Here is a 22,562-nt window from a genome sequence, read left to right on the forward strand (position 1 = left end):
TTCTTTTAGGGCTCGTCAGGAGGGTGGGTTGGGTCTTAAAGTGCTGGGCGAATAATACAAGAATGCGCGCTTGAGGAGATACCATTGGCTTATGATTCTGAGACCACCCAAGAGCTTGTGAGCTTGGTAGCTCGCTTTGTCGCCGAAAAGCTGCGTCCGATTGAGGCTCAAGTCTCCGAGGACGATGCCGTGCCGGACGCGATTGTCGCGCAGATGAAGGAATTAGGTCTCTACGGCCTGACCATTCCTGCTGAATATGGCGGCCTTGAGCTCTCGATGGAGGCCGAGTGTCGTGTGGCGTTTGAACTGGGACGTACCAGCCCGGCGTTTCGCTCCTGCTTTGGCACCAATGTTGGCATCGGCGCCCAAGGCCTCGTGATGTTTGGCACCGAGGCGCAAAAGCAAAAATATCTGCCAGGAATTGCCTCGGGCGAGATCGTCACAAGCTTTTGCTTGACCGAAGCCGAAGCAGGCTCTGATTCGGCTGCGGTGCAGACCACAGCGCGCCTTGAGGGCGACCATTATGTGATGAACGGCTCAAAGCGCTACATCACCAATGCCAATAAGGCAGGCCTTTTCACCGTGATGGCCCGCACCAGCCCCGACGTTAAAGGGGCCAAGGGCGTCACAGCTTTTTTGGTGGAGCGTGATAGCCCGGGCCTCAGCATCGGTAAGCCTGAGAAAAAGATGGGGCAGCAAGGCGCCCATATCTGCGAGGTCTATTTCGACAATGTCAAAGTCCCGGTTGAGAACCGTTTAGGCGGGGAGGGCGAGGGCTTTAAAGTTGCGATGCAAGTACTTGACCGCGGGCGTCTGCATATCGCTTCGGTCTGCGTTGGGGTGGCTGATCGCCTGATTGCCGATAGTCTGGTTTATGCGATGGAGCGCCAGCAATTTGGCAAGCCGATTGCCGAACATCAATTGATCCAAGCGATGTTGGCCGATTCTAAGACGGAGGCTTACGCCGCCAAGTCCATGGTGTTGGATGCGGCGCGCCTGCGCGATGGCGGACAATCTATCACACTGGAAGCTGCTGCCGCTAAATATTATGCCTCTGAAATGGTTGGTCGGGTCGCCGATCGAGCCGTGCAGATTTTTGGCGGCGCAGGCTATGTTGCTGATTATGGCATTGAGCGTTTCTACCGCGATGTGCGCATCTTCCGCATTTATGAGGGCACCAGCCAAATCCAACAAATCGTCATCGCCCGTGAGATGATGAAAGCGGCGAGGACTTAAGGACATGAGCCCTGAAGAAGTTGCCATTCTGGCACTGATCGCTGCCTCCAAAAAAGGCCGCACCATCGACCCAACCCAAGCCGCGCGTGCGGTCTATAGTGGTGAGGACCCAGAGGGCTGGCGCAAGCGTCTGCCATCGGTTCGTCAAGCGGCCATCCATTTGGCGCGGTCTGGCCAGATCAGCATATACCGGAAGGGCAAGGTCATTGATCCCAATGGCTTTAAGGGCGTCTACCGCTTAGGCGTACCGGGCGAAGTGCCCGTTGCAGCACCATCTGATGTTGAGCCTGATGTTGAGCTAGATGCTGAGAGCGTCCTCGCTGAATAGGGCCTTGTCATCACAGGGAGTAAGGCTCAGTCGGTGGCTGGGTCTTGGGCTAATTGGCATGCTCCTGACAGCCTGTACGCCTGTTCGCCAAAGCGCGCAGATTCCCGGGCCTGACTATCAAGGACCGCGCTTTACCCCAACTCAGTTTGTAAGCTTTGACGGAACTGCGCTGGGTCTTTCGACTTGGCAGGCTGAGACATCAGAACCCCGGGCGGTAATCGTCGCGCTTCACGGCATGAATGACTATGCCCGTGCCTTTGAAACCGCAGCGCCCTATTGGGCGGCGCGAGGCATCACGACTTATGCCTATGATGCCCGAGGGTTTGGTCGTTCGCCTCAGCGTGGGGTTTGGGGCAATGAGGCCTTGATGATCAAGGATTTGCGTACGGCCTTACAAGTGGCACGGGCAGCCCATCCAAGCAGCCGCATCGTTGTGGTTGGCGAGAGCATGGGGGCAGCGACCATTCTGGCAGCTGCAGGTGAAGCCGAGGGGATCGCGGCTGATCGGCTTGTGCTGATTGCGCCAGCTGTTTGGGGCTGGTCCAATTTGCCACTGGCCTACCGCGTGTCCTTATGGACCTCGGCGCACTTACCCGTCTCTCGAAAGCCCTTCGACCCACCCCGCAGGGTGACGCGCACCATTATGGCGTCGGACAATATTGAGATGCTGCGACGATTGGGGCGCGACCCCAACATGATTTTCGCAACACGCTTAGATGCGGTCTATGGTTTGGTTCGGTTGATGGAAAGGGCCTATAAGGCCGCTGATAGACTGCCACCGCAAACGCTGGTCCTCTATGGCGCGCGTGACCAAATCATCCCGCGTCCGGCTTTGACGGCCACAGTCGCAAAGCTGCCTACTACCGTACGCTCCGTCGAATATCCTGAGGGCTATCACATGTTGACGCGGGACTTGCAGGCAGAACGTGTTTGGGCTGATGTCGCCGCCTTTATCTCCGACCCAACTGGGCCCTTACCCTCAAACCTTGGACCAATCGGTAGCGCGGCAAAATAAGGAACTCGTTAAGCCTGTTTTGCTAGTTATTTCGCTATGGCTTTGAAGATCGCTCTGCCAATACCCGCCTTGCCGAAGTTCGACCCCGTAACTTTGGCCCAAACTCGTGCCCGATTGGTGGCGTGGTGGGACGGAGGTGATCCGCCTGATTTAGAGGCGATTAAGGCCGAAATAGAGGCGCAAGATGGCCCGGGCAAGCTCAGCGCTAAACATAAAAAGCTCTATGTTACAGCCAGTCACATCATGTGGGGGCCAGACAGGAATTTCCCGACATCTCTGGATTTGACCGCGCAATTAGCGACCGCTGTTGGCGCCAAAAAAGATGCGACCTTGGCTTGTATCGGTGCGGGTAGTGGCCTGATCAGCCGGACACTGTTGGAACAATTTGGCGTCAAACTAACGGCTTACGAATCCGATCCCACCATTCGTACCTTGGCTGAAAAAGCAGTCAAAAAAAGCAAAGCGCGCAAAAATTACACCGCTAAACCCTATAATGGCCAGTTGTCAGGCCTTTCCGAGCGGCAAGCAGAGCTTGCAATGTTGTTGTTCCAAGGCGGTGCCGCAGACCGGGCGGAGCATGGGGCGTTCTCTATCTTACGCCTTTTAAAGCCGGGCGGGCAGGCTATTTGGTGTGATCTGTTTTCCACCGAAGGTGAGGCCTCTCTAAGCCTTGCAAAGGGTATCGAAAATCGTTCGTTTACGCCCGTAGAGGTGTTCAAGGAAGCAGCCCAAGCCGCTGGCCTCACAATAGTCTCAGAAGCTGAGTGCAATTTGAATTTCTTGGCTGCCATCAGCTCATGCTGGTCCTTGATCGGCAAAGACTTCAAGAAGCGCCAAGCGGGCCTCATCAAGGCCGGCGGGCAAGAGGCGGCAAGTCTAGCGCTGCATTCGATTGTCACATGGAAAGCACGCGCCGCCGCCGTCCGCGCTGGACAACTCAGCGCGCGCTATATTGTTGTTTCTGCGCCGGCTTAGACTTTTCTGTTCAGCGATAAGCTTTAAGCATTCTCAGCAAAGGCATCGCCCAACGCATCAGCTAGGCTGGAACGAGGTTCTTCTTCGTTCACCGCTTGAGCCTTAACCTCTGTTGCCGCTGGTGTTTGCGTCTTTACCGCCGGGGCCTTGGCTTTTTTGGCTGGACGCTCGCCATCGGCTTTTCCCTCGATATGGGTTGTTTCAATCGAGGGACCCGCCAGTGGATCGGCAGACCGCTTCGAGCGACCTTCAAACTGGCCACCTTCTTCGATGATCAAAATTGCATGGGTCAAATCGCCGTCAATCGAACCCGATGTCGCCAGTTGGATCATACGAGCCCGGACGTCACCGGAAACCCTACCGCGGATGGTCGCGATTTCGCTGATCACATTGCCTTTGACTTCGCCATTTTTGCCGACCACCAAGGTGTCGCAACGCACGTCACCAATCACAATGCCTTCGATATGCACGTCGCCGGGGGAAGAAAGCGAACCGCTTACGACAGCGCCAGTAGCCACCACAGTGGCGGCCGGCTTTGGGCTTGGCGCCACAACGGCAATCGCCGGGGGGTCGTTACGTGGCGTAGGTGCAACAACGGTTTCGGTTTCAACATAGGTTTCTTTGGATTTGGAATTCCAAAAGGCCATGGTCTTGTTCCCTTAGATTGGCGATTACGCGCCCTTGTTACGCATGCAGGAGTGGCACGCAACACCGGAAATCCTGTTTGGTGTGTATTCCTTTGGGAATTACACCAATTCTTGCACTGCCTTAAGAACGGCTTCATCATGACCGGGAACTTTTACTTTCCGCCAGATGTTTATGATCGTTCCATTTTTATCGATCAGAAAGGTCGTGCGTTCTATGCCGAAATATTTCCGCCCATACATGCTCTTTTCAACCCAGACGCCATAGGCTTCGCAAATCTCTGTGCCAAAATCTGATGCCAAGGTCACACCTAGGTCATACTTTGCTTTAAACTTGTCGTGGCTAGCGACTTTATCCTTGGAGACGCCAATGACCTCGCATGAAAGGGCACGAAACTTGTCAATGTTCTCGGTGAAGGCGATTGCTTGGCTTGTGCAGCCCGAGGTGTCGTCTTTTGGATAAAAATACAGGACAACACTCTTTCCTTTCAAACCAGACAAGGCCACGGTTGCGCCGCCATCTATTGGCATCTCAAAGTCAGGGGCCAATTGGCCAATTGCAATTTCACTCATGGTGCTAAATCCGATCCGTTCGCGCCGAAAGCGCCGTGTTCAGGCAGATAAGCCTGAGGCCGCAGGCTTGCAAGCTGCGGATGCGCCACCTCGCGGGCAAGAGGCTTCTTCCACAAAAGTGCGGCAATCACGTGACAAGAAACGCGCAAACCAGCTCGTTCCAGAGTTTGAGGAAACCCCGAGCGGGACTGTCGTTGCCAAGCGTACGAAGAAGCCACTAAGCCAAACCCGACATTCAAGGTTTTGGATGGAAAGCGCTACGGTGGCTTTGGCGCTCTCAGGGATGTTTGCTGGCTATTTGGCTTGGCGACTTTCAATTGGCACAGTCTCGATCTCGGCGACGACGCCTTTCGTCGAAGACTCCCTTAGTCGCCTTGTTGGCGGGCAAACCAACATTGGCTCATTGCGCTTGGGATGGGACCAAAAGGCGCGTGATTTTGTGGTCCTAGCGGGCCAAGTTACAGCCAGGACGGATCAGCGAACGTCGCCTCTACGTCTTGGTGAAGTGGATCTCACACTCGACGCGCCATCGCTCCTCATTGGTCGAGCCGTAGTGAAACAAGCCCGCCTGTCTGGCATGGAAGCAGTTTTGGTTGTTGACCGGCAAGGCCGCACCGCCTTCGGGTTTGGCTCGGCAGAAGAGGTTTTGGCACTGCCGCGCATCAAGGGTGAAGACGGCGGCCTCGCGCGTATCCTGAAGGCAACCCGAAAGGCGTTGGATCCGAAGGGCCAGGCGGGCCGGGTTGCCCAAGTCGTGCTGACAAATGCCCGCCTGCAATTGATTGATCCAGACAGCGGCCAACGCCTCGTCCTAGAGCAGGCCCGCGCTGGACTGTTTCGCAATGAGGCTGGCATCATGACGTTGCAAGCCTCCGGCAAAGTTGAGAAATCAACCAGCAGTATGAATGTGGCAATTGCGGCCCCGCCAGCGGAGGATGGCGCGCTGGCACTGGTGGCACAATTACAGAATATGCGCTTCGTCCAACTACCGCTTAGTCTGCGTGGCGAGCGCTTGCAGCAACTGGCCAGTTGGACCAGTCCGTTAAGTGGTCGCGCCTTGGTGTATCTGACGCCAGAGGGCAGTCCAATATCGGTTCAGGGCACCTTGCAGCTCGGGCGCGGTCGCGCGGGCGGCGTGGGAGTTGAACGAGCGGAAGGCACCGGCGCGTGGACACAAAGCAGCGGCATCATCCGATTAGAAAGGGCCGATATTGTAAGCGACCTTATACAGGCAACTGGCGTCAGTGGCCAATTATACCCCGCTAGCGCGGGACAGCGCCGCTTGGAATTTGCCGCGAAATCCTTTTCCTTGGCTGCTCCGAATGCTGGCGGTGTTGTTGGGGAAGGGGCAAGTGGGAAAGTCCTGCTTACCGAAGATATTCATTTGATTTCGGCAGATCTGATTGCTCAAGGATTTGGCCTGTCGCATCCAAACTCTACGAGTGGGAAGCTGCTAGAAGCAGAGGTAAAAATTCTTTCAAGCGGACCAAGAGGCGCGCAAGCCAAAGGCAGTCCGCAGAATGTCTTCGCGGGTGGCAAAGTCAGCGTAAAAGCCAAGTCGGCGCGTCTGTCTTTGGGTGATCGGCAAGGCACATTTGGCGGCGGCGCTGGGGTGGATATAACGCTGGATCGCGCATCGGCCAGCAGCCCTTGGAACGCGCAGGCCAGCCTTGCCAGTTTGACATTGGCCGGTCGGGGTCTTGCCGTACCGCAAACCAATGCGCGCGGCTTGGCACTGGAGTGGAGCGGCACGGGTTCAGCCAGTTTGGGCCGACTGGTGGCGCGCGTTGACGCCATGACCACAAACCAGTCTGGTGCGAGAGGGCTGGGGCTTGCGGGTGCTAATCTTGCTGTTGAGGCCACACGAACCGGCGATGGAACATTTGACCTAACAAGCTTCCAGGCGGACAGTTTTGCCTTCAATAATCCAATTGTTTCAATCGCCACGGGATCGGTAGCGCTCGCCGGCAAAGTTAGTTCAGATGGCTTAAAAGACGCGTGGCTGAAAACGCCAAGTTTGACCCTAACGAGCCCCAAACAATTGTCTCGTCCTTTTGTGGCGAGTGACGTTGATCTGGCGGGTGATGTGTTGCCGCGCGGGGTCCGGTTACCTGCCGTCCGTCTGAGTCATCGCGGTGTTACGGCCGAAGGGGACGTTGAGGTTGCTTTGGCGCGGCGGGGCTCTGCCATGGTCAATTTAGATGCCGATATTGATGGCGAAATTGACGTCGAAACCTTGATGGCAGCATGGCCCAGAGGCTTCTTGCCGGAGACGCGCAACGCCATCGCCAATGTGGTCAAAGAAGGAGTTGGTGAAACCGATCACTTGGTGCTGCGCATACCTGCGGGGCTACTGAAGGGGGACCCCGGCGGGCGGGATGCCATCGCGTTGGATTTTGATATCCGAGACGCGACTGTGCTTTATCTTCCGCAAATGACCGCTTTAACCGAGGTTTCCGGCCGCGCCCGTCTAACCGGCGATAGCTTCCATGTGGACATCGACACGGGCAAGTTAGGCGACCTCACCCTGTCAGAATCTTCCTTTGCCATCCCGAAATTTCAGCCTAAAGACTCTGAAGGCGTTGTGCATGCGAAAGTGGCGGGCTCTGTCGCTTTGATGGCGCAAGAAGCTGACCGCGAACCCCTCCGCTTACTATCTAAAGCTCAATTCGACCCGGCGAGATTGGACGGGGAAGGTAGTCTGGAGCTAGACTTAAGCCTGCCGTTATCTAACCGTCTACAGCCCGATGCCATTAAGGTCCGTGCGCGCGGACAGTTTGAACAAGCGAGCTTGCAGAATGCTTTTGCCGGGCTGGAGGCCAATGATGGCACGGTTTCACTGGCAATTGATAATGGCCGCGTGGATGTGAACGGACAAGCTTGGATTGCGGGTAACCCGTTTGACTTTACGTGGGTCTCTGAGCCTGAAACAGCCCTAAAGCCCGGCACGCGCTTGATGGCTGACGGGATGGTAGATTTGGCAAGTCTGATCCAGCTCGGGGTCGATGTGACCGCTTATGCTACAGGCCCTGTTCGCCTAAAGCTCGATGCGCAATCGCGCGGTACAAAGATGATTGGCGCGGATTTAGACGCGGACTTCAAGACCACGACCATCGTGCTGCCCGGCTCACTCTGGACCAAGCCTGAGGGTGATGCCGGGCATGCCACCGCACGCATTACGACCCAAGATACTGGTGGTTGGGCCGTCAATCAGTTAGCCTTTGATGCAAAAGGAGCCGATGTTCGCGGTGATTTGGCTTTCTCTGAAAAGCTGGATTTGGTCGCCGCTGATTTTTCCCGCATTGCCATCGCGCGTGCAGCGGACATGGCTTTACAGATTTCAGAAGATGCCAATGGATTGAATGTCAACGCAAAGGGCGATTATCTTGATCTAAGTCCGTTTTTGATCAAACGCGACGTTTCAGAGCGAACGGTTGATCTGTTAGATCGCCCTCTCAATTTGTCCGCGTCCATCAAGCGGCTTGCGACGGGGCAATCGGCTGCTCTGGATAATGTTGAGGCTAGCATTTTGCGCGATCAGGACGGTTGGCGGTCGCTCACCATGACGGGTAATTCACCGACCGGGCAAACCCAAGTCGTGATGAGCCAGCAACAAGATGGTCGCCGCAATATTGTCGGCACATTATCGGATGCAGGCTTTTTTGCTGGACTAATTTACCCCGGCGCACCACTAACAGGCGGCACTGGCACGATCGAAGGGGAGTTGCCCGTCGTTGGTACTGACAGTGCTGGCACGTTGACGCTTGAGGTCAAAGGGGTCTCCTATGCCCCGTCAAAACAAAACCCGATCTTGTTTGACTTGGTGCGCCTGCCCATGACGGTGAATGGCGGCATCATCGCGCTGCGCGACGGGAAAGCTGATGGCGCTGCCTATACGGTTAAGGCCTCTGGCTATGTTGATCTTGAAGACGGAAAGCTGGATATACGTGGCGTTGCGACCCCCGGTGGTCTAAACCGCGCCTTGGGTGAAATGCCCTTGTTTGGCAGCTTGTTAGGCGGTGGGCAGGACGAAGGTCTCGTCGGCTTGACGTTTACGGCTCAAGGCAGTCTGGCCAATCCAAAGCTGCGAACCAATCCGATTTCAGCTCTGGCCCCGGGCTTCCTGCGAAAATTGTTTGAAAGCCAAGCGCCTCTGGAACCGCCACCGCGCCTCAAGTCTCCTCCCATACCAAGCGTGCCAGCGCCATCAGAGCCCCTAAGCGAGGCCGTAGCCTTTGAGACGCCGCAATATTAAGGTTCCCAGTGCGTAACACGGGAGGCGGCGATGGGGCGTGGTCTCTCAATCGGTGCCTCTGTAGGTGTACCCATATAAACAAGGCCTGCAAGCTTCTCCTGCGCGGAGAGCCCTAAGAGGGCTAAAGCGTCCCGGTCATAGGCGACCCATTCGCTCAGCCAGCAGCCACCATAGCCAAACCCGTTCGCTGCCAGCAGCAAATTGTAACACACCGCTCCGGCAGAGAGCATTTGCTCCCACTCTGGAACCTTTGGGCTTTCAACGGGCGAAAACACGACTGCCACGACCAAGGGCGCGCGCAGGAAACGGCCTTCTTCTTGGGCTAGGCGCTCTGCGTCCTTTACGTGACCGCGGTCCGACAAAAGCGCCGCGATCTTCTTGCCATAGGCTTGCCGGTTGTCGCCAGACAGAATGATGAAGCGCCAGGGTCCCAGCTTGCCATGATCGGGCACGCGGGCCCCAAGGCGTAGGATTGCATCCAGCGTCTCACCTTCTGGGCCAGGCGAGGCGAGATGCGCGACCTTTGTAGATCGGCGCAGCGCCAAACGCGCGAGAAAGGCTGCGTCGGGGCCTTGTTGGGGTAGAGCGTCGTTTTCGACCGGCGGAGGCGGGAGGGTTGAGGGTGCAATTGTCATTGTTTTCAGACATAAGGCATCGTGAGCGCCTTTGCATCGCCCTTTTGAGAGTTTTTCTTCTCCATGTCTGAAAACGATCCCTTCCAGACCCTTGCGTCCCGCATTGCTTACCAGAACCCATGGATCACAGTGGAACATCAAGACGTGCTGCGCCCCGACGGAAAGCCTGGTATTTATGGCATCGTTCGCTTTGCCAATCGAGCGGTTGGCGTCCTGCCGATTGACGAGACAGGTCACGTCTGGATGGTCGGACAATATCGCAGGCCAGTAGAAGCTTGGTCCTGGGAGATGCCTGAAGGGGGTGTGCCCTATGAGGAAGATCTTGAAGCCGGTGCCCTGCGTGAGCTTGAAGAAGAGGTTGGTATTAAGGCTGAAACCTTGATCAAGGTCCTCGACATGGATTTGTCGAACTCGGTAAGTGATGAAACCGCCATTTGCTTTGTGGCGTATGGTTTATCGCGCGGGAATTTGGCCCCGGAAGGAACGGAAGTCTTGACTATTAAGCAGCTTCATTTCACCCAATTGTTGGCTGAGGTCGAAGCTGGAAAAATTCGTGATGCGCTGACGGTTGCAACCGTCTATCGGACGTACCATTTAGCACAGACGAACCAATTGCCAGCTGCGCTGACCAAGATGATGTTGGCCCACCCAGACGGAGAGTGAATATGGCAGGTGCAAGCTTAGAACTTGTTGGCGGCATGGCGATTGGCTTAACCAACGTCTGGACCCATTTGCGCATTGAAGCCGCCACAGCTGCTGCAGAAGAACCCTTGTTGGCCAGCCTATTGAACGCGACCATCCTCAACCATACCAATTTTGATGATGCGCTTGCCTATCTCTTGGCCCAGAAATTGGGTGGGGCGGATATGAATGCTTTGCAGATGCGCGAAGTCTGCATGCAGGCTTTCAAGGAAGATCCGGCCATTGTGCGCAGCGCCCAAGCCGATGTGCGGGTGATCAAAGCGCGTGACCCTGCCTGCCGCACCTATCTGCAGCCATTCCTCTATTACAAAGGCTTTGCTTCCCTGCAGGCACACCGAGTCGCGCATCACTTATGGACAACGGGTCGGGAGATGATGGCATTTCACCTACAAAGTCGGGTGGCTGAATTGTTCCAAGTCGATATTCATCCCGCTGCACGCTTAGGCGAAGGCATTTTTATGGACCATGCAACCGGCATTGTGATCGGGGAAACCGCTGTAGTTGGCGACAATGTCTCCATGCTCCATAACGTCACCTTAGGCGGCACCGGCAAAGAAGGCGGTGATCGTCATCCCAAAATTGGCGCTGGCGTGCTGATTGGGGCAGGGGCTAAGATTTTGGGCAACATCAAAGTCGGTGAGGGCGCTCGTATCGCCTCTGGCTCCGTCGTGTTGCACGAAGTAGCCGCCGGCTGCACCGTGGCAGGCATCCCAGCTCGCCCCGTGGGTGGACCTTGTTGTGAAAACCCAGCCGACAGCATGGATCAGGTCTTTGACATCGCGACTTTTGACCCCGGCCTTTGAGCGGGTTTGAAGCACTAGGCTGTGAGTGCCTTTGCGATAGTCGCCACATTATAGGCCAACATACGCACGCTCGTTCCAGCCGGGCCGTCGGGCTCTGAGAGAGAGTCTGTGTAGAGTTTTCCACCCAGCTTCGCACCACTCTCTGCAGCAATTTGGCCCATCAGGCGTTGATCTGCTTCGGTTTCAATGAAGCAGGCCGCACCATCTGCGCTTTTTACCTCGTCGAGCAGGTCTGCCAGCGCTTTGGCAGAGGGCTGCGCGCCCGTGGAAAGGGATGAGATGCCACGAAATTCCAGCCCTAACTCCCGGCCTAGATACCGGAATGAGTTGTGGGGTACGATGATCAGACGACGACCTTGGCGCAGTGGGGCAAGCAAAGCGACTGCCTCTTCTTGCGCGGTTTGAAGCTCAGCCAGATATGTCTTCAGTCGAGCTTCAAAATTGGTCGCGAGATTTGGCCAGAGGCCAATATAGGCTTTGTCAATGGTTTGGGCATAGCTGCGCAAGCCGTCAAAGCTCTGCCAGGTGTGAGAATCAGGGATGCGGCCCTCAATCAAAATAGGCGCAATGCCTTCTGAAGCTTGAATGATAGGTCCGCGATAGCCAGTGCTTTCCGGTAAGCGGTCGATCCAGCCTTCCAACTTGAAGCCAACATGGAGAAGGAGGCTGATATCACCAAAGCCAGTCAACTCGGAGGGGGTGGGGTCTCGGTGATGGGCTGATTGCTCGGGTCCAATTAAGGAGTTGATCTCAAGGTCTGGGGCACCGATCTGCCGAGCAACATCGGCCAAGATCGACATGGTGGCTAAGACCTTTGGCTTAGCTTGTACGCGCATTGCGACCGGGGTGGGCGCAGCAGGTTTGCAGGCACAAGCCAGCAAGCCCGTGGCGGCAAGGGTCAGGACATTACGACGCGCGATTAGCAAGGGAGGCTCTACCTAATGCGCGGGTTAATAAGGATTGATTGGGCCCAACAAGGCTTGAAGCAAGCACCATGGCAACCAAGCAAGAGACAATGGCAGCACCAACAGGGGCAGCGAGGTGAAAGGAAACCAGTAGGCCTGCCAGCACCCCAAACATGCCTAAAACTGCCGCGCTTGCGATCATCAGCGGTACGCTCTTGGCCCAAAAACGCGCAGCAATGGCGGGTAGGATTGTCAGGCCGATACTCATCAACGCCCCTAAGGCGTGAAAAGAGGCCACAGTGGTCAGTGCCAATAGTCCGAAGAAGACGGCTTGTGCGACAGGGCCTGCCCATTTGGCACCACCCGACGCGCGCAAGAATTGTGGGTCGAGCGTATCGATGAGAAGCGGACGATAGACCAAGGTCATGCCGATCGCGGTTACGAGTGCTGCGACACAGGCTAACGCTAAAGCGGTGTTGTCGATGGCTAGGGCTGCCCCGAAAAGGAGCTTATCGAGATCGATCACGCCGCCACCCATGCTCGCGATCATGACGCCAATGGCTAAGGCTGCGAGGTAGAAGACGGCAAAACCTGCATCCTCTGGCAGGCGAAGCGCGCGACTGGCAGGGCCCGCTGTCATGAAGACCATGGTGCCCGTCAAAGCGGCACCCAGTGTCGTCCATAAGGTGCTCCCGCCACTCAATAAAGCAGCCGCTGCAGCCCCTGGCAGAACGGCGTGGCCCACAGCGTCGCCAACTAAGCTCATACGCCGCATCACAAGGAAGACACCCAAGGGCGCGCCTGCGAGGGCGAGTGCTGCGCCGCCTAGGGCGGCACGCGTCATAAACTCATAGTCAAAAATGGGAGCAAAAACTCCGACCACGCCCAAACCCTCACTAAACCCTATGTCGATTGAGCGACGCCGCTCACCGCGCGTAAAGGTTGGCTCATGCTGCTGAGGGGCTTGTCGTCGCTGCGCCGCAGGATGGCGCCAAATTTCGACAGCTCCCACCACAGCGGAAACTGGCGCGCACAATCAAGGTCATGGATGGCCGCAATAACGGTGCGGCCTTCGCCGACCCAATGTTGGATGACTTCTAATAGCTTTGTTTGCGAAGCCGTATCGACGGCCGAGAACGGCTCGTCCAGCAAAATCAGACCACAGTCTTGAACGCTCAATCTGGCAAACAATGCGCGCTGTAACTGCCCACCGGATAAAGTGCTGACTTGCTTGTTTTCAAGGTCGCTCAAACCAACCATGTCAAGGGCTTGGTCGATTCTGTCTTGATCATGGCGACATGGCTTACCAAACAATCCAAGCCGCGCCCACAAACCCATCGCTGCCAAATCCCGCACCGCCAAAGGCGCATCGGGGCGAAGGCTAGGGCTTTGGGAAAGCCAAGCAATGCTGCGGTGGCGCTTCACAGGGGCATCCCACACACAAGAGCCGCTGACAGGGCTCTGCTCACCAGCCAACGTCCGCAACAGGGTGGATTTGCCCGCGCCATTCTGACCAATCAAAGCAACCGCACTGCCTGCGCTGATCGTGCCACCAATGCCTGCCATCACCAAATGATTGGGATAGCCAATTGCAAGATCATTTAAAATCAAGCTCATATCGCTAGATCCTGCATGCCGGTCTCAAGTGAGATTGGGCGGTAATGGGGGAAGGGGATGGACACGGGTCCGGCATACTCTCAATCGAGCAAAAAGCGAAGAGGGAATGTTATGTTATTACAGTGCAGGTGCTGAGTGGCGAGGCGGTCTTGCACCCAGTGCCCGCATGCGGCTAGCCTGTTTGGACTGGCGCGCGACGTGCCCGGATAAGGAATTTACTTCATGTCGATGGATGGTCTTGAACTCACGTCAGCCAATGGTCTGACCTATCCAAGTGGCGAACCGCCCGAGGTTGGGACGGTGAAAGAGGTTGCTGATGGCGTCTATTGGGTCCGAATGCCACTGCCGTTTGCCCTCAAATGGATCAACCTTTGGCTCCTGCGTGATGGCGATGGATGGGTGATTGTGGACACTGGCGTTGCGACCGAAGAAAGCCGCTTGCATTGGCGCACGATTTTCGACTCTGTGCTGGACGGCCTTCCCGTCAAGCGGGTGATGATCACGCACATGCATCCCGATCATATTGGCCTCGCAGGCTGGATCACGCGCAAATACGGGGCTGCCTTGTGGATTTCTCGGCTGGAATATTTGACCTGTCGCACTTTGGTTGCCGATACAGGGCGTGAAGCGCCCGAAGACGGCGTACGTTTCTATCGCGCGGCGGGCTGGGATGAGGATGCGCTTGATACCTATCGCATCCGCTTTGGTGGCTTCGGTAAGGCCGTATCGCGTCTGCCAGATTCTTTTGAGCGCATGGCTGACGGCGACCGCATTGAGATTGGCGGCAGGGCTTGGCACGTGGTTACAGGTTGCGGTCACTCGCCAGAGCATGTGTGCCTCTATCAACCCGACCTCAAAGTGCTGATTTCTGGCGACCAAGTGCTGCCGCGCATTTCGTCCAATGTGTCAGTCTTCCCGACAGAGCCCAATGGCGATCCGATGACTGACTGGATCAATTCCTGCCATAAACTCAAAGGCGTTATCGCAGATGATGTCTTGGTGTTGCCAGCGCATAATGAGCCATTTTTTGGGCTGCATAAACGTTTGGATGATTTGATCGACAATCATGAAACGGCTTTGGCGCGACTTGCAGCTTGGCTCGCAACGCCGCGCCGAGTGATCGATTGCTTCTCACCTTTGTTTAAGCGCCCCATTGGTGGCGAGGTCCTCGGCATGGCAACGGGGGAGGCGATTGCTCACCTCAATTGCCTGATTGCTCGTGGGCAAGCCAAAGTTGAGCAAGGGCCCGATGGCACCCTACTTTATCGCCAAGCGGGATAAAGGCCGTTAGGGGGCTGGCTTGGGGTCGGATGCGGGCACGTCCGCGGGCGGGGTTGGTTCCGGCGGCGGGCCACCTGGTTGATCGGCACCCGCCGCAATGGTCACGTTGAAGATCGGCGGTGGCCGTTTGCCGCGCCTTAGGTCGTCGGCAATGCCAATAGCGGCAGAGCCACCATTCAGCCTCGCGCGATAGACTTGGATATTCTCCAAAACGCGCTGCACATAATTGCGGGTTTCAGAGAAAGGGATTTTCTCTACCCAATCAATGGCCGTCTCAAGATCGGTTTCACGAAACTCGCCATAGGTCTGTACCCATTGGCGGGGACGGCCGGGGCCTGCGTTATAGGCCGCAGCGGCCATGACGTATGAGCCGTAGAAATTATTGACCAGATCATAAAGGTGGGCAGAGCCCAAGGTCACATTGTGGGTTGGCCGACTGATCAACCAACTGGTGTCATGCTCAAGACCCATCCGCCGGGCTTGGCTAGCGGCTGTCGCGGGCAAGAATTGCATCAGCCCGCGGGCATTGGCAGAGGAAACAGCGCGGGTGTTGAACTCACTCTCCTGCCGCGTGATCGCCAAGGTATAGGCACCTTCGATCTGGCCATACCCGACGATGCGAGGAATTGGCATCAGCGGATAGGCAGCTTCGGTGGCCAGAATGCCGCGATTGAGCCCTGCCTTGGCAACCCGCACTGCCAGCGCCGGTTCATCCTTGGCTCGCGCATATTCAGAAAGCGCTTGGTGCTCTCCTTCGGTATCCAGCTCATCATCCAGGGCAAGGGCAAATTGGCGGAAGAATTGGTTTTCGCCGGCATCAGACAGGAGGTTGATAATCGCCATCATTGACCGAGCGTTCAGCCGGTCACGATCTTCTTGCGTCGCTTTCTTTTCAGGCGGCAAAGTCAATTGTGCAACTTGGCCCAGCGTTTCGGCGAGTTTCACCGCTGCCAATTGCCCGTAATAGACGGTCGGGAAGGCTGCTGCCGCGCGATAATGGCTTTCGGCAATGTCGGGTTGGTTCAGCACGTCTGCCGTGCGGCCCAGCCAATAAGCAGCGCGTGCGCGTGAGACGGGTGTGCGAACCCCGCTTTCCAAGCGCTTGAAATGCTCCAGCGCGACAGTGGGTTGGTTCAAGAACCGCAAGGCTACCCAGCCTGAAATGAATTCGCCGTCGGCAAAGCGCTCGCCACGCTGATAGCCATGCGTGGAGGCGATGCGATAAGCTGACTGCCAATCGCGGGTGACAATGGCTTCGTTCAAAAGATTGCGTCGCTCTGTCCAGATCAAATCCTGACCGGGCTCGGGGAGACCACGCGAGTCAATTTGGGTGAGGAGGGAAAGGGCCTCAGCCCGGCGCCCGGCCTGACGCAAATTGCGCACCCGTTGATACTGGATGCCACGGTCGTCGAGGCTGACACCAGTTAGCGTCACCGTGTCGCCAGCTTGAATGCCAACCCGGCGTTGGGCGTTCAAGCGGCCAGTCTCGCTCATTAGCGGCCAAAGCGGCTTGGACTGGGTGACCCGGTCTGTCCACAATAGAAAGTCCACACGGGCATCATGGTCTTCGGTGGTCAACTCGCTGCCAAAGCGGGTAAGAAAATTCGCTTGGCTCGCACTATCAAAGCGGTGATTGCGCCACCCATCCGCAAAGAAACGCTTGGCCGTTTCGCGCTCCCCCAAAGCAAATAAGACAGACGCGAGTTCCAGTTTTCCTTCGCCAGAGATCGGGCCAGCATGGTCGAGGCCCTGTTCCTTGCGCTCTAAAAACGCACGCTTGGCTTGGGGGGTAAGCGTCGTCAATGCAAGGCGTTGTTCGGCGCGTATGCGAATATTTTGACGGCTTGGGTAGAAGGGCAATTGGTCGAGCGCTTGGCGCAATTCGTCAAAGCTGGCTGGGTTGGAATCGGCAGTAGCTAGCCGCCATAACAACAGGTTGCGAATCCGCGCGTCAGTGGTGGTGGTCAAGGTGGCTCGCACGTAACTCCAATCACCGCGCTCCGCTGCCCGTAAGGCGGTCCTCAAAAGTTCAGTCGGAGTTGTTGGCATCGGTGCCGCAGTGAAATCCACCGGCACCGAAGAAGGAACTGGCACTGGTATTGGTGAGGGCGAGGCGGCCTCTTGGGCCAAGGCCATGCCAGAGAAAAGCGGACTCGAGGTCAAAAGGCCGGTCACAAAAATGGCAAAAGCGGCTTTACGCGTGTCAAACACGGACATTTGAAAAATACTCCGGCGAGGCTCAGCACTGGTTGGGGGAGGGCTGTCTTCGCATTGCGACCGGGTGGCCGATTAGAGGGAACAGAAAGGATTGATCTTTGGAATCACCTTTCGTGTCTAGCGATCAAATCCCACTGAACCTAGTCGTATGTGTGAAAAAATCAGGGCAAGCACAGCCCGATGTACGCCATTTGGCCTGCCCTTTGGTCTTGCATCCATATGAATTGCGGTCGAGAAGGGCATTCACGATCCACTCACGTTTCAGCTAGGCCAGTTCGACCCATGACGGTTTTTAAAGGCGTTTATACCGCTCTGATTACGCCCTTCAAAGATGGCAAGGTCGATGATGCTTCTTTTCAGGCCCTAATCGAGCGCCAAATTGAAAACGGGGTACACGGAATCATTCCTGTCGGGACGACAGGGGAGAGCGCGACGGTGGACGATGCTGAGCATTGGCATTTGTTCGACTTGGCGATTGAAGCAGCAAATCGACGCGTGCCCGTGTTGGCAGGCTGTGGCTCTAACGATACCCAAGCGGCGATCCGTCATATGCAGGTGGCCAAAAAGGCTGGTGCAGACGGGGCTTTGATTGTTGCGCCTTATTACAACAAGCCAAGCCAAGCGGGCCTGATTGCGCACTTCAATGCGCTGGGAAATGCCGTGGATATGCCAATCATGGTCTATAATATCCCCGGTCGCACCAATGTCGACATTTTGCCCGACACGATGGCCGAAATCGCCAAGCATCCCAATGTTGTGGCTTTGAAAGACAGTGCGGGCGATCCTTCGCGCACGGCCTTGCATTTGGCACGCATCACAAAGCCATTCTCGATCTTTGCGGGTGACGATAATCTGGCATTAGGCTTTGCTGCCTATGGGGCGGTGGGGTGTGTATCTGTCTTGGCCAACATCATGCCTAAGGAATGCGCGCACTTACAGGCCCTGTTGGCTTCAGGCCAGTTGGCAGAAGCGCGTGCTCTAAACCAGAGGCTGGATCCTCTGCAACGGGCCTTATTCCTCGAGCCCAACCCAGGCCCGGCAAAATTTGCCATGGCGACTTTGGGCCTTTGCGCTGAAGATTTAAGGCTGCCTTTGGTGCCCCCCATTCCTGCGACCCGCGTTGCAGTACAAACGGCCATGATCGCAGCCGGGGCGTTACGAGGCAATTAGGCCATGCGCCCAGAACAAATCCGCAAGCTGATCGCTGAAAACAAGCGCGCCCGCTTCGATTACTATATTGAAGATACCTATGAAGCGGGCTTGGTCCTAACCGGCACCGAAGTCAAAAGTCTGCGCCTTGGCCGCGCTAATATCGCCGAAAGCTATGCCAGCCCGGAGCATGGCGAGGTTTGGCTGATCAATTCCTATGTGCCTGAATATGGTCCAGCCTCGCGCTTCAACCATGAGCCTCGGCGCAAACGCAAATTGCTGTTGCGCGAGCGGGAGATCAATAAATTGTTCGCCGCCGTCGACCGCGAAGGGCGCACAGTCGTGCCTCTAAAGCTCTATTTCAATGAGCGCGGGATGGTAAAACTAGAGCTCGCGCTCGCCAAGGGCAAAAAGGATCACGACAAACGCGATTCAACCAAGGAGCGCGAGTGGAAGCGCGAGCAGGGGCGCTTGCTGCGCGATCGGGGCTAAGGCCATGTCGGGCTGGCTGGACCGCTTTTATCGCTTCTTCACGGAGATGGATTCCACGGCCGCCCGCGCGGTTTGGGTCGCATTTATTTTGTTCTCCTTCGCAGGCGTTGTCCTGACTGCCGGCATGATGTTCGTCGATTTGGACCAAGGCGGCATCGCACAGTTTTTGCGCGGCCTGCGTAATTCGTGGTGGGCTCCGGCGGCGGTCACCGGCACTTTTATAACCTTGGCCTTCATTGGCGCACCCCAAGTCGTGCTAATTGCAGCTACGGTTGCCGTTTTTGGCCCATCTGAAGGGATTGTGCTGAGCTGGATCGCAACCCTGGTCTCGGCGCATGTCGGTTTCATGCTGGGTCGGTTCGGTGGTGCGGCCGCCTTATCCAAGCTGTTAGGTGGTCGTGGCGGCCGCGCGCTGCGCTTCATTGGCAAGAATGGCTTTCTCGCGAGCCTCATCATCCGCTTTGTCCCCTCAGGCCCCTTTATCGTCTGCAATATGGCTTTGGGGGCGGCTAAGGTACGGCTGACGTCTTTTGTTGGCGGCACTGGCCTTGGCATATTACCGAAAATCTGCCTCGTTGCCTTTGGAGCACATGGTGTCGGCGAGGTCCTGAAAGGTGAAAACCAAGGCGCGATTTGGTTTTTCGTTGCCGCCGCAATCATTTATCTTGTGCTTGTCTTGGTAGTGCGCCCGATGCTGGGCAAGGGCCAAGTACAAGAGGGCCTTGATTAAGCCCAAGTTTTAGATTAATTTGCTTCCAATGAGGTTAAAAGTCTAACTATGCGCAAAATTTCTCCATTTAATGGGATTAGCACGCAAGACTTTGCTTCAACCTTACGGGTTGGGCAGGAGATTGCGGCTGCGCATTATGATTTGGCCCAACGGGCTGGATCCCTCCTGTTGGATGCTGGTCGACTTAATCTAAAGCTGGCAGGGCTGCTTATCAGCCCTTGGGCGCGCAAGAGTCGCTAGGCCAAGTGGTCAGGTGACGGCGCTCAGGGGTAAGGCGTCGCCAATGGCCGCCCAAAGGCTCTCACTTCAAATTTTCAGCAAATTAGGCCACACAACATCATGACCCAATCTATCCGTATTTTTGACACCACCATGCGCGACGGCGAGCAATCCCCTGGCGCTTCCATGACGCATGACGAAAAGATCGAGCTCGCTAAATTGCTCGAAGATATGCGCGTCGATGTCATTGAGGCTGGCTTCCCGATTGCCAGCCAAGGCGATTTTGATGCTGTTCAAGCCATTGCGCGCACCATCAAGACCAGCACCGTCTGCGGTTTGTCGCGGGCAGGAGCCAAGGATATCGAGCGCTGCGCTGAGGCGGTGCGTCCCGCGCCATTGAAGCGGATCCATACCTTCATTTCAACTTCCCCTATCCATATGAAGCACAAGCTGCAGATGGAGCCTGAGGCTGTCCTCGAAGCGATCCACGGCTCGGTTTCTTTGGCCCGCAATTATACCGATGATGTCGAGTGGTCGGCCGAAGATGCCACCCGGACGGAGCGTGATTTCTTGTTGCGGGCAGTGGAAACCGCCATCCGCGCCGGGGCTACCACGATCAATCTGCCCGATACAGTCGGCTATTCCTTCCCCAGCGAATATGGGGCTTTGTTTGCCGATGTGATCGGTAATGTACCAGGGGCGGACGGCGTGATTTTCTCGGCCCATTGCCATAATGATTTGGGTCTTGCCGTTGCCAATTCCTTGGCTGCCCTGCAAGGCGGCGCGCGCCAGATTGAATGCGCCATCAATGGCTTGGGGGAGCGTGCTGGCAATGCCGCGCTGGAAGAAATCATCATGGCCTTGCGGGTGCGTGGCGATGGTATGCCCTATTCGACAGCGGTGGATGCGACGCGCTTGATGATGGCTTCGAAAATGGTGAGCCGCATCACGGGCTTCCCAGTCCAATACAATAAAGCGATTGTGGGTAAAAATGCCTTCGCGCACGAAAGCGGTATCCATCAGGACGGCATGCTGAAGCACGCCCAAACCTATGAGATCATGCGTCCCGAAGATGTCGGCCAAGGGGCCACCAATCTGGTCATGGGCAAGCATTCGGGCCGCCATGCCTTTAAAGATAAGCTACGCGACATGGGTTATGACTTGTCGGATAATGCGTTCCAAGACGCGTTTGGACGCTTCAAGGCGCTCGCAGACCGCAAGAAGCATGTATATGACGATGACATCATAGCCTTGGTTGATGATGCCGCTGCTCATTATGACGATGCGATTAAAGTGATGCGATTGCGCGTCGTCGCGGGAACCGATGGCCCACAAACCGCTGAAATCGATCTGGAAATTGACGGAAAGCCGGCGTGGACGACCCAGCGGGGTAATGGCCCAGTCGATGCGGTCTTTAACGCGATCTCTGCACTAGTGCCCCACAGCGCGGTCTTGGACCTCTATCAGGTCCATGCAGTGACTGAAGGCACAGACGCGCAAGCCGAAGTCTCGGTGCGGTTGAGCGAGCATGGCCGGATCGTGACGGCTCGGTCTGCCGATGCCGATACGCTTGTGGCTTCAGCAAAAGCCTATGCTAGCGCTTTGGCCCGCCTGCGGGCCAAGCGCGAACGCGGCGAGGATGCACAAGCAGCAGGGTAAGCTTGTCAGCCCTTTATGCGGGCAACACCAACGCCACAAACGCCGAGAAATCGTCGGGCGGGGGGACGTTAAGGCGCATGGGCTCACCCGTCGTGGGCTGGGTGAAGTCCAGCGTCGCTGCGTGCAGCATTAGACGCGGGCAGGTTTTGCCCGCGAGCATGAGTGGCCCGCCATATTTGGTATCGCCTGCCAGCGCATGGCCGATTGCGGCAAAGTGGACCCGGATTTGGTGCATGCGGCCGGTTTGGGGGGCAACTTCGACCAAAGACGCCGCAGGGCCAGACGACAGCACGCGATAGCTTGTCAGAGCGGTTTGGGCGTCTGTGTCGCCCATATTGGCCGCGCGCATCAGATCGAGTCCACCGGACTTGATTTTGACCAGAGGCAGGTCAATTTGGCCTACCTCCGCCGTCAATTTGCCGCCAACCAGCGCAAGATAGCGCTTCTCTAGCTGACGTTCGGCAAACTGGGCGGATAAATGCGCGGCAGCGGGGCTGGTTTTGGCAACGATCAACAGGCCCGATGTTTCCCGATCGAGCCGGTGGACTAGCTTTGGCTTCCGGCCTTTGCGGGTGGTGAAAGCGGCCAATAGACGGTCGACATCGCGTGTGATCCCTGATCCGCCTTGAACGGGTAGGCCCGACGGCTTGTTAAATGCGATTAGCGCATCATCCTCATAGAAAACCAAGTCGCGGATATAGTCCTGCTCTTCTTGGCCGAGCGGGGTAGGGCCTTGAGTTGAAAAGCGACGGATGGGACGATGGGCCATCGCCGCTGACTAGCCCATCTGTGGCGGTACTCGCAAGGCGTTGGCGAGGATAGTGTTCATGTGAGCCCGAGCAGCCTCGCGCGATATGCCGCCAGCCTCAAACTCCCCCTCTGCCCAAGCGTCGCACAGGCGTTCGAGCGTAAAGATCAGAGCGAGGGCTTCTGTTGTGGACAGGTGAGAGAAGCGCGCGATGATTGCCCCCATTTGGTGTTGCCGCGTTTGCGCCCGAATAGCGGCGATCTCTGGATCGATTGCCGACAGGTGCCGTAGGGAGCGACGAAACACTCGGTGCAAGACATGATGGTCTAACAGGGCCTCCATCATCGCTGAGACAGTTTCGGCCTTGGCCAAAGCTTGA

At 56.5% G+C, this 22,562-nt stretch carries 22 protein-coding genes; 13 read left to right on the forward strand and 9 right to left on the reverse strand.

Annotated elements, in window-relative coordinates:
• Window positions 1-84 precede the first annotated feature (84 nt).
• The 4 genes from ACIQ20_RS09845 to ACIQ20_RS09860 are packed head-to-tail and all read left to right on the forward strand — an operon-like array spanning window position 85 to window position 3,554.
• A complete protein-coding gene (locus ACIQ20_RS09845) occupies window positions 85-1,236 on the forward strand; it encodes an acyl-CoA dehydrogenase family protein (protein WP_395779827.1) in 1,152 nt (383 codons plus the stop codon).
• 4 nt (window positions 1,237-1,240) lie between these two features.
• A complete protein-coding gene (locus ACIQ20_RS09850; protein ID WP_395779829.1) occupies window positions 1,241-1,564 on the forward strand; it encodes a DUF3253 domain-containing protein in 324 nt (107 codons plus the stop codon).
• Between the two features lie 58 nt (window positions 1,565-1,622).
• A complete protein-coding gene (locus ACIQ20_RS09855; RefSeq protein ID WP_395779831.1) occupies window positions 1,623-2,579 on the forward strand; it encodes an alpha/beta fold hydrolase in 957 nt (318 codons plus the stop codon).
• A gap of 36 nt (window positions 2,580-2,615) precedes the next feature.
• A complete protein-coding gene (locus tag ACIQ20_RS09860; protein ID WP_395779833.1) occupies window positions 2,616-3,554 on the forward strand; it encodes a hypothetical protein in 939 nt (312 codons plus the stop codon).
• A gap of 23 nt (window positions 3,555-3,577) precedes the next feature.
• On the opposite strand, the gene ACIQ20_RS09865 is transcribed toward ACIQ20_RS09860, so the two are convergent.
• Window positions 3,578-4,201, reverse strand: coding sequence for a polymer-forming cytoskeletal protein (locus tag ACIQ20_RS09865; RefSeq protein WP_395779835.1), 624 nt, complete (start codon window positions 4,199-4,201; stop codon window positions 3,578-3,580).
• Between the two features lie 99 nt (window positions 4,202-4,300).
• A complete protein-coding gene (locus ACIQ20_RS09870) occupies window positions 4,301-4,771 on the reverse strand; it encodes a peroxiredoxin (protein WP_395779837.1) in 471 nt (156 codons plus the stop codon).
• Between ACIQ20_RS09870 and ACIQ20_RS09875 the strand changes: the two genes are divergently transcribed.
• On the forward strand, window positions 4,770-9,026 hold the full coding sequence (locus tag ACIQ20_RS09875; RefSeq protein ID WP_395779839.1) for a DUF3971 domain-containing protein: 4,257 nt from the start codon (window positions 4,770-4,772) through the stop codon (window positions 9,024-9,026). The two genes, ACIQ20_RS09870 and ACIQ20_RS09875, sit on opposite strands and share 2 nt — an antisense overlap.
• On the opposite strand, the gene ACIQ20_RS09880 is transcribed toward ACIQ20_RS09875, so the two are convergent.
• A complete protein-coding gene (locus ACIQ20_RS09880; RefSeq protein ID WP_395779841.1) occupies window positions 9,023-9,661 on the reverse strand; it encodes a nitroreductase in 639 nt (212 codons plus the stop codon). The two genes, ACIQ20_RS09875 and ACIQ20_RS09880, sit on opposite strands and share 4 nt — an antisense overlap.
• A gap of 63 nt (window positions 9,662-9,724) precedes the next feature.
• Here ACIQ20_RS09880 and ACIQ20_RS09885 point away from each other — a divergent pair, with 63 nt between their 5' ends.
• Complete coding sequence (locus tag ACIQ20_RS09885; RefSeq protein WP_395779843.1) at window positions 9,725-10,324, forward strand: NUDIX domain-containing protein; 600 nt, start codon at window positions 9,725-9,727, stop codon at window positions 10,322-10,324.
• Window positions 10,325-10,326: 2 nt separating this feature from the next.
• Window positions 10,327-11,166 (forward strand): serine O-acetyltransferase, encoded by an 840-nt coding sequence (gene cysE, locus ACIQ20_RS09890; protein WP_395779845.1) that lies wholly within the window; start codon window positions 10,327-10,329, stop codon window positions 11,164-11,166.
• Window positions 11,167-11,180: 14 nt separating this feature from the next.
• Here the strand turns inward: cysE and ACIQ20_RS09895 are convergent, their stop codons facing one another.
• From ACIQ20_RS09895 to ACIQ20_RS09905, 3 genes are read right to left on the reverse strand one after another with little or no spacing between them, the layout of a single operon-like run.
• Window positions 11,181-12,092, reverse strand: coding sequence for a metal ABC transporter solute-binding protein, Zn/Mn family (locus ACIQ20_RS09895; protein ID WP_395779847.1), 912 nt, complete (start codon window positions 12,090-12,092; stop codon window positions 11,181-11,183).
• Entirely contained in the window at window positions 12,073-12,954 is an 882-nt protein-coding gene (locus ACIQ20_RS09900; protein WP_395779849.1) for a metal ABC transporter permease, read from the reverse strand. The genes ACIQ20_RS09895 and ACIQ20_RS09900 overlap by 20 nt, the downstream gene beginning before the upstream one ends.
• A 20-nt stretch (window positions 12,955-12,974) precedes the next feature.
• Window positions 12,975-13,688: a metal ABC transporter ATP-binding protein gene (locus ACIQ20_RS09905; protein ID WP_395779851.1), complete on the reverse strand. Its 714-nt coding sequence runs from the start codon at window positions 13,686-13,688 to the stop codon at window positions 12,975-12,977.
• A gap of 222 nt (window positions 13,689-13,910) precedes the next feature.
• Here ACIQ20_RS09905 and ACIQ20_RS09910 point away from each other — a divergent pair, with 222 nt between their 5' ends.
• Complete coding sequence (locus ACIQ20_RS09910) at window positions 13,911-14,969, forward strand: MBL fold metallo-hydrolase (RefSeq protein ID WP_395779853.1); 1,059 nt, start codon at window positions 13,911-13,913, stop codon at window positions 14,967-14,969.
• A gap of 6 nt (window positions 14,970-14,975) precedes the next feature.
• Here the strand turns inward: ACIQ20_RS09910 and ACIQ20_RS09915 are convergent, their stop codons facing one another.
• Window positions 14,976-17,186 (reverse strand): lytic transglycosylase domain-containing protein, encoded by a 2,211-nt coding sequence (locus tag ACIQ20_RS09915; RefSeq protein ID WP_395779855.1) that lies wholly within the window; start codon window positions 17,184-17,186, stop codon window positions 14,976-14,978.
• Between the two features lie 282 nt (window positions 17,187-17,468).
• Between ACIQ20_RS09915 and dapA the strand changes: the two genes are divergently transcribed.
• The 5 genes from dapA to ACIQ20_RS09940 all read left to right on the forward strand — a co-directional run bounded on the left by dapA (window position 17,469) and on the right by ACIQ20_RS09940 (window position 21,435).
• Complete coding sequence (dapA, locus tag ACIQ20_RS09920) at window positions 17,469-18,356, forward strand: 4-hydroxy-tetrahydrodipicolinate synthase (RefSeq protein WP_395779857.1); 888 nt, start codon at window positions 17,469-17,471, stop codon at window positions 18,354-18,356.
• A gap of 18 nt (window positions 18,357-18,374) precedes the next feature.
• Complete coding sequence (gene smpB / locus ACIQ20_RS09925; RefSeq protein WP_395779869.1) at window positions 18,375-18,827, forward strand: SsrA-binding protein SmpB; 453 nt, start codon at window positions 18,375-18,377, stop codon at window positions 18,825-18,827.
• 4 nt (window positions 18,828-18,831) lie between these two features.
• Window positions 18,832-19,557 (forward strand): TVP38/TMEM64 family protein, encoded by a 726-nt coding sequence (locus ACIQ20_RS09930; RefSeq protein WP_395779859.1) that lies wholly within the window; start codon window positions 18,832-18,834, stop codon window positions 19,555-19,557.
• Between the two features lie 48 nt (window positions 19,558-19,605).
• Window positions 19,606-19,797: a hypothetical protein gene (locus tag ACIQ20_RS09935; RefSeq protein WP_395779861.1), complete on the forward strand. Its 192-nt coding sequence runs from the start codon at window positions 19,606-19,608 to the stop codon at window positions 19,795-19,797.
• 99 nt (window positions 19,798-19,896) lie between these two features.
• Window positions 19,897-21,435 (forward strand): 2-isopropylmalate synthase, encoded by a 1,539-nt coding sequence (locus ACIQ20_RS09940; RefSeq protein ID WP_395779863.1) that lies wholly within the window; start codon window positions 19,897-19,899, stop codon window positions 21,433-21,435.
• Between the two features lie 13 nt (window positions 21,436-21,448).
• Here the strand turns inward: ACIQ20_RS09940 and ACIQ20_RS09945 are convergent, their stop codons facing one another.
• Together ACIQ20_RS09945 and ACIQ20_RS09950 are read right to left on the reverse strand one after the other, a co-directional pair.
• Entirely contained in the window at window positions 21,449-22,204 is a 756-nt protein-coding gene (locus ACIQ20_RS09945; RefSeq protein ID WP_395779865.1) for an RluA family pseudouridine synthase, read from the reverse strand.
• Window positions 22,205-22,213: 9 nt separating this feature from the next.
• The coding region (locus ACIQ20_RS09950) for a hypothetical protein (protein WP_395779867.1) at window positions 22,214-22,562 on the reverse strand (349 nt) is incomplete at its 5' end.

This window comes from Aquidulcibacter sp. (genome assembly GCF_044346625.1).
Lineage (GTDB): Bacteria > Pseudomonadota > Alphaproteobacteria > Caulobacterales > Aquidulcibacteraceae > Aquidulcibacter.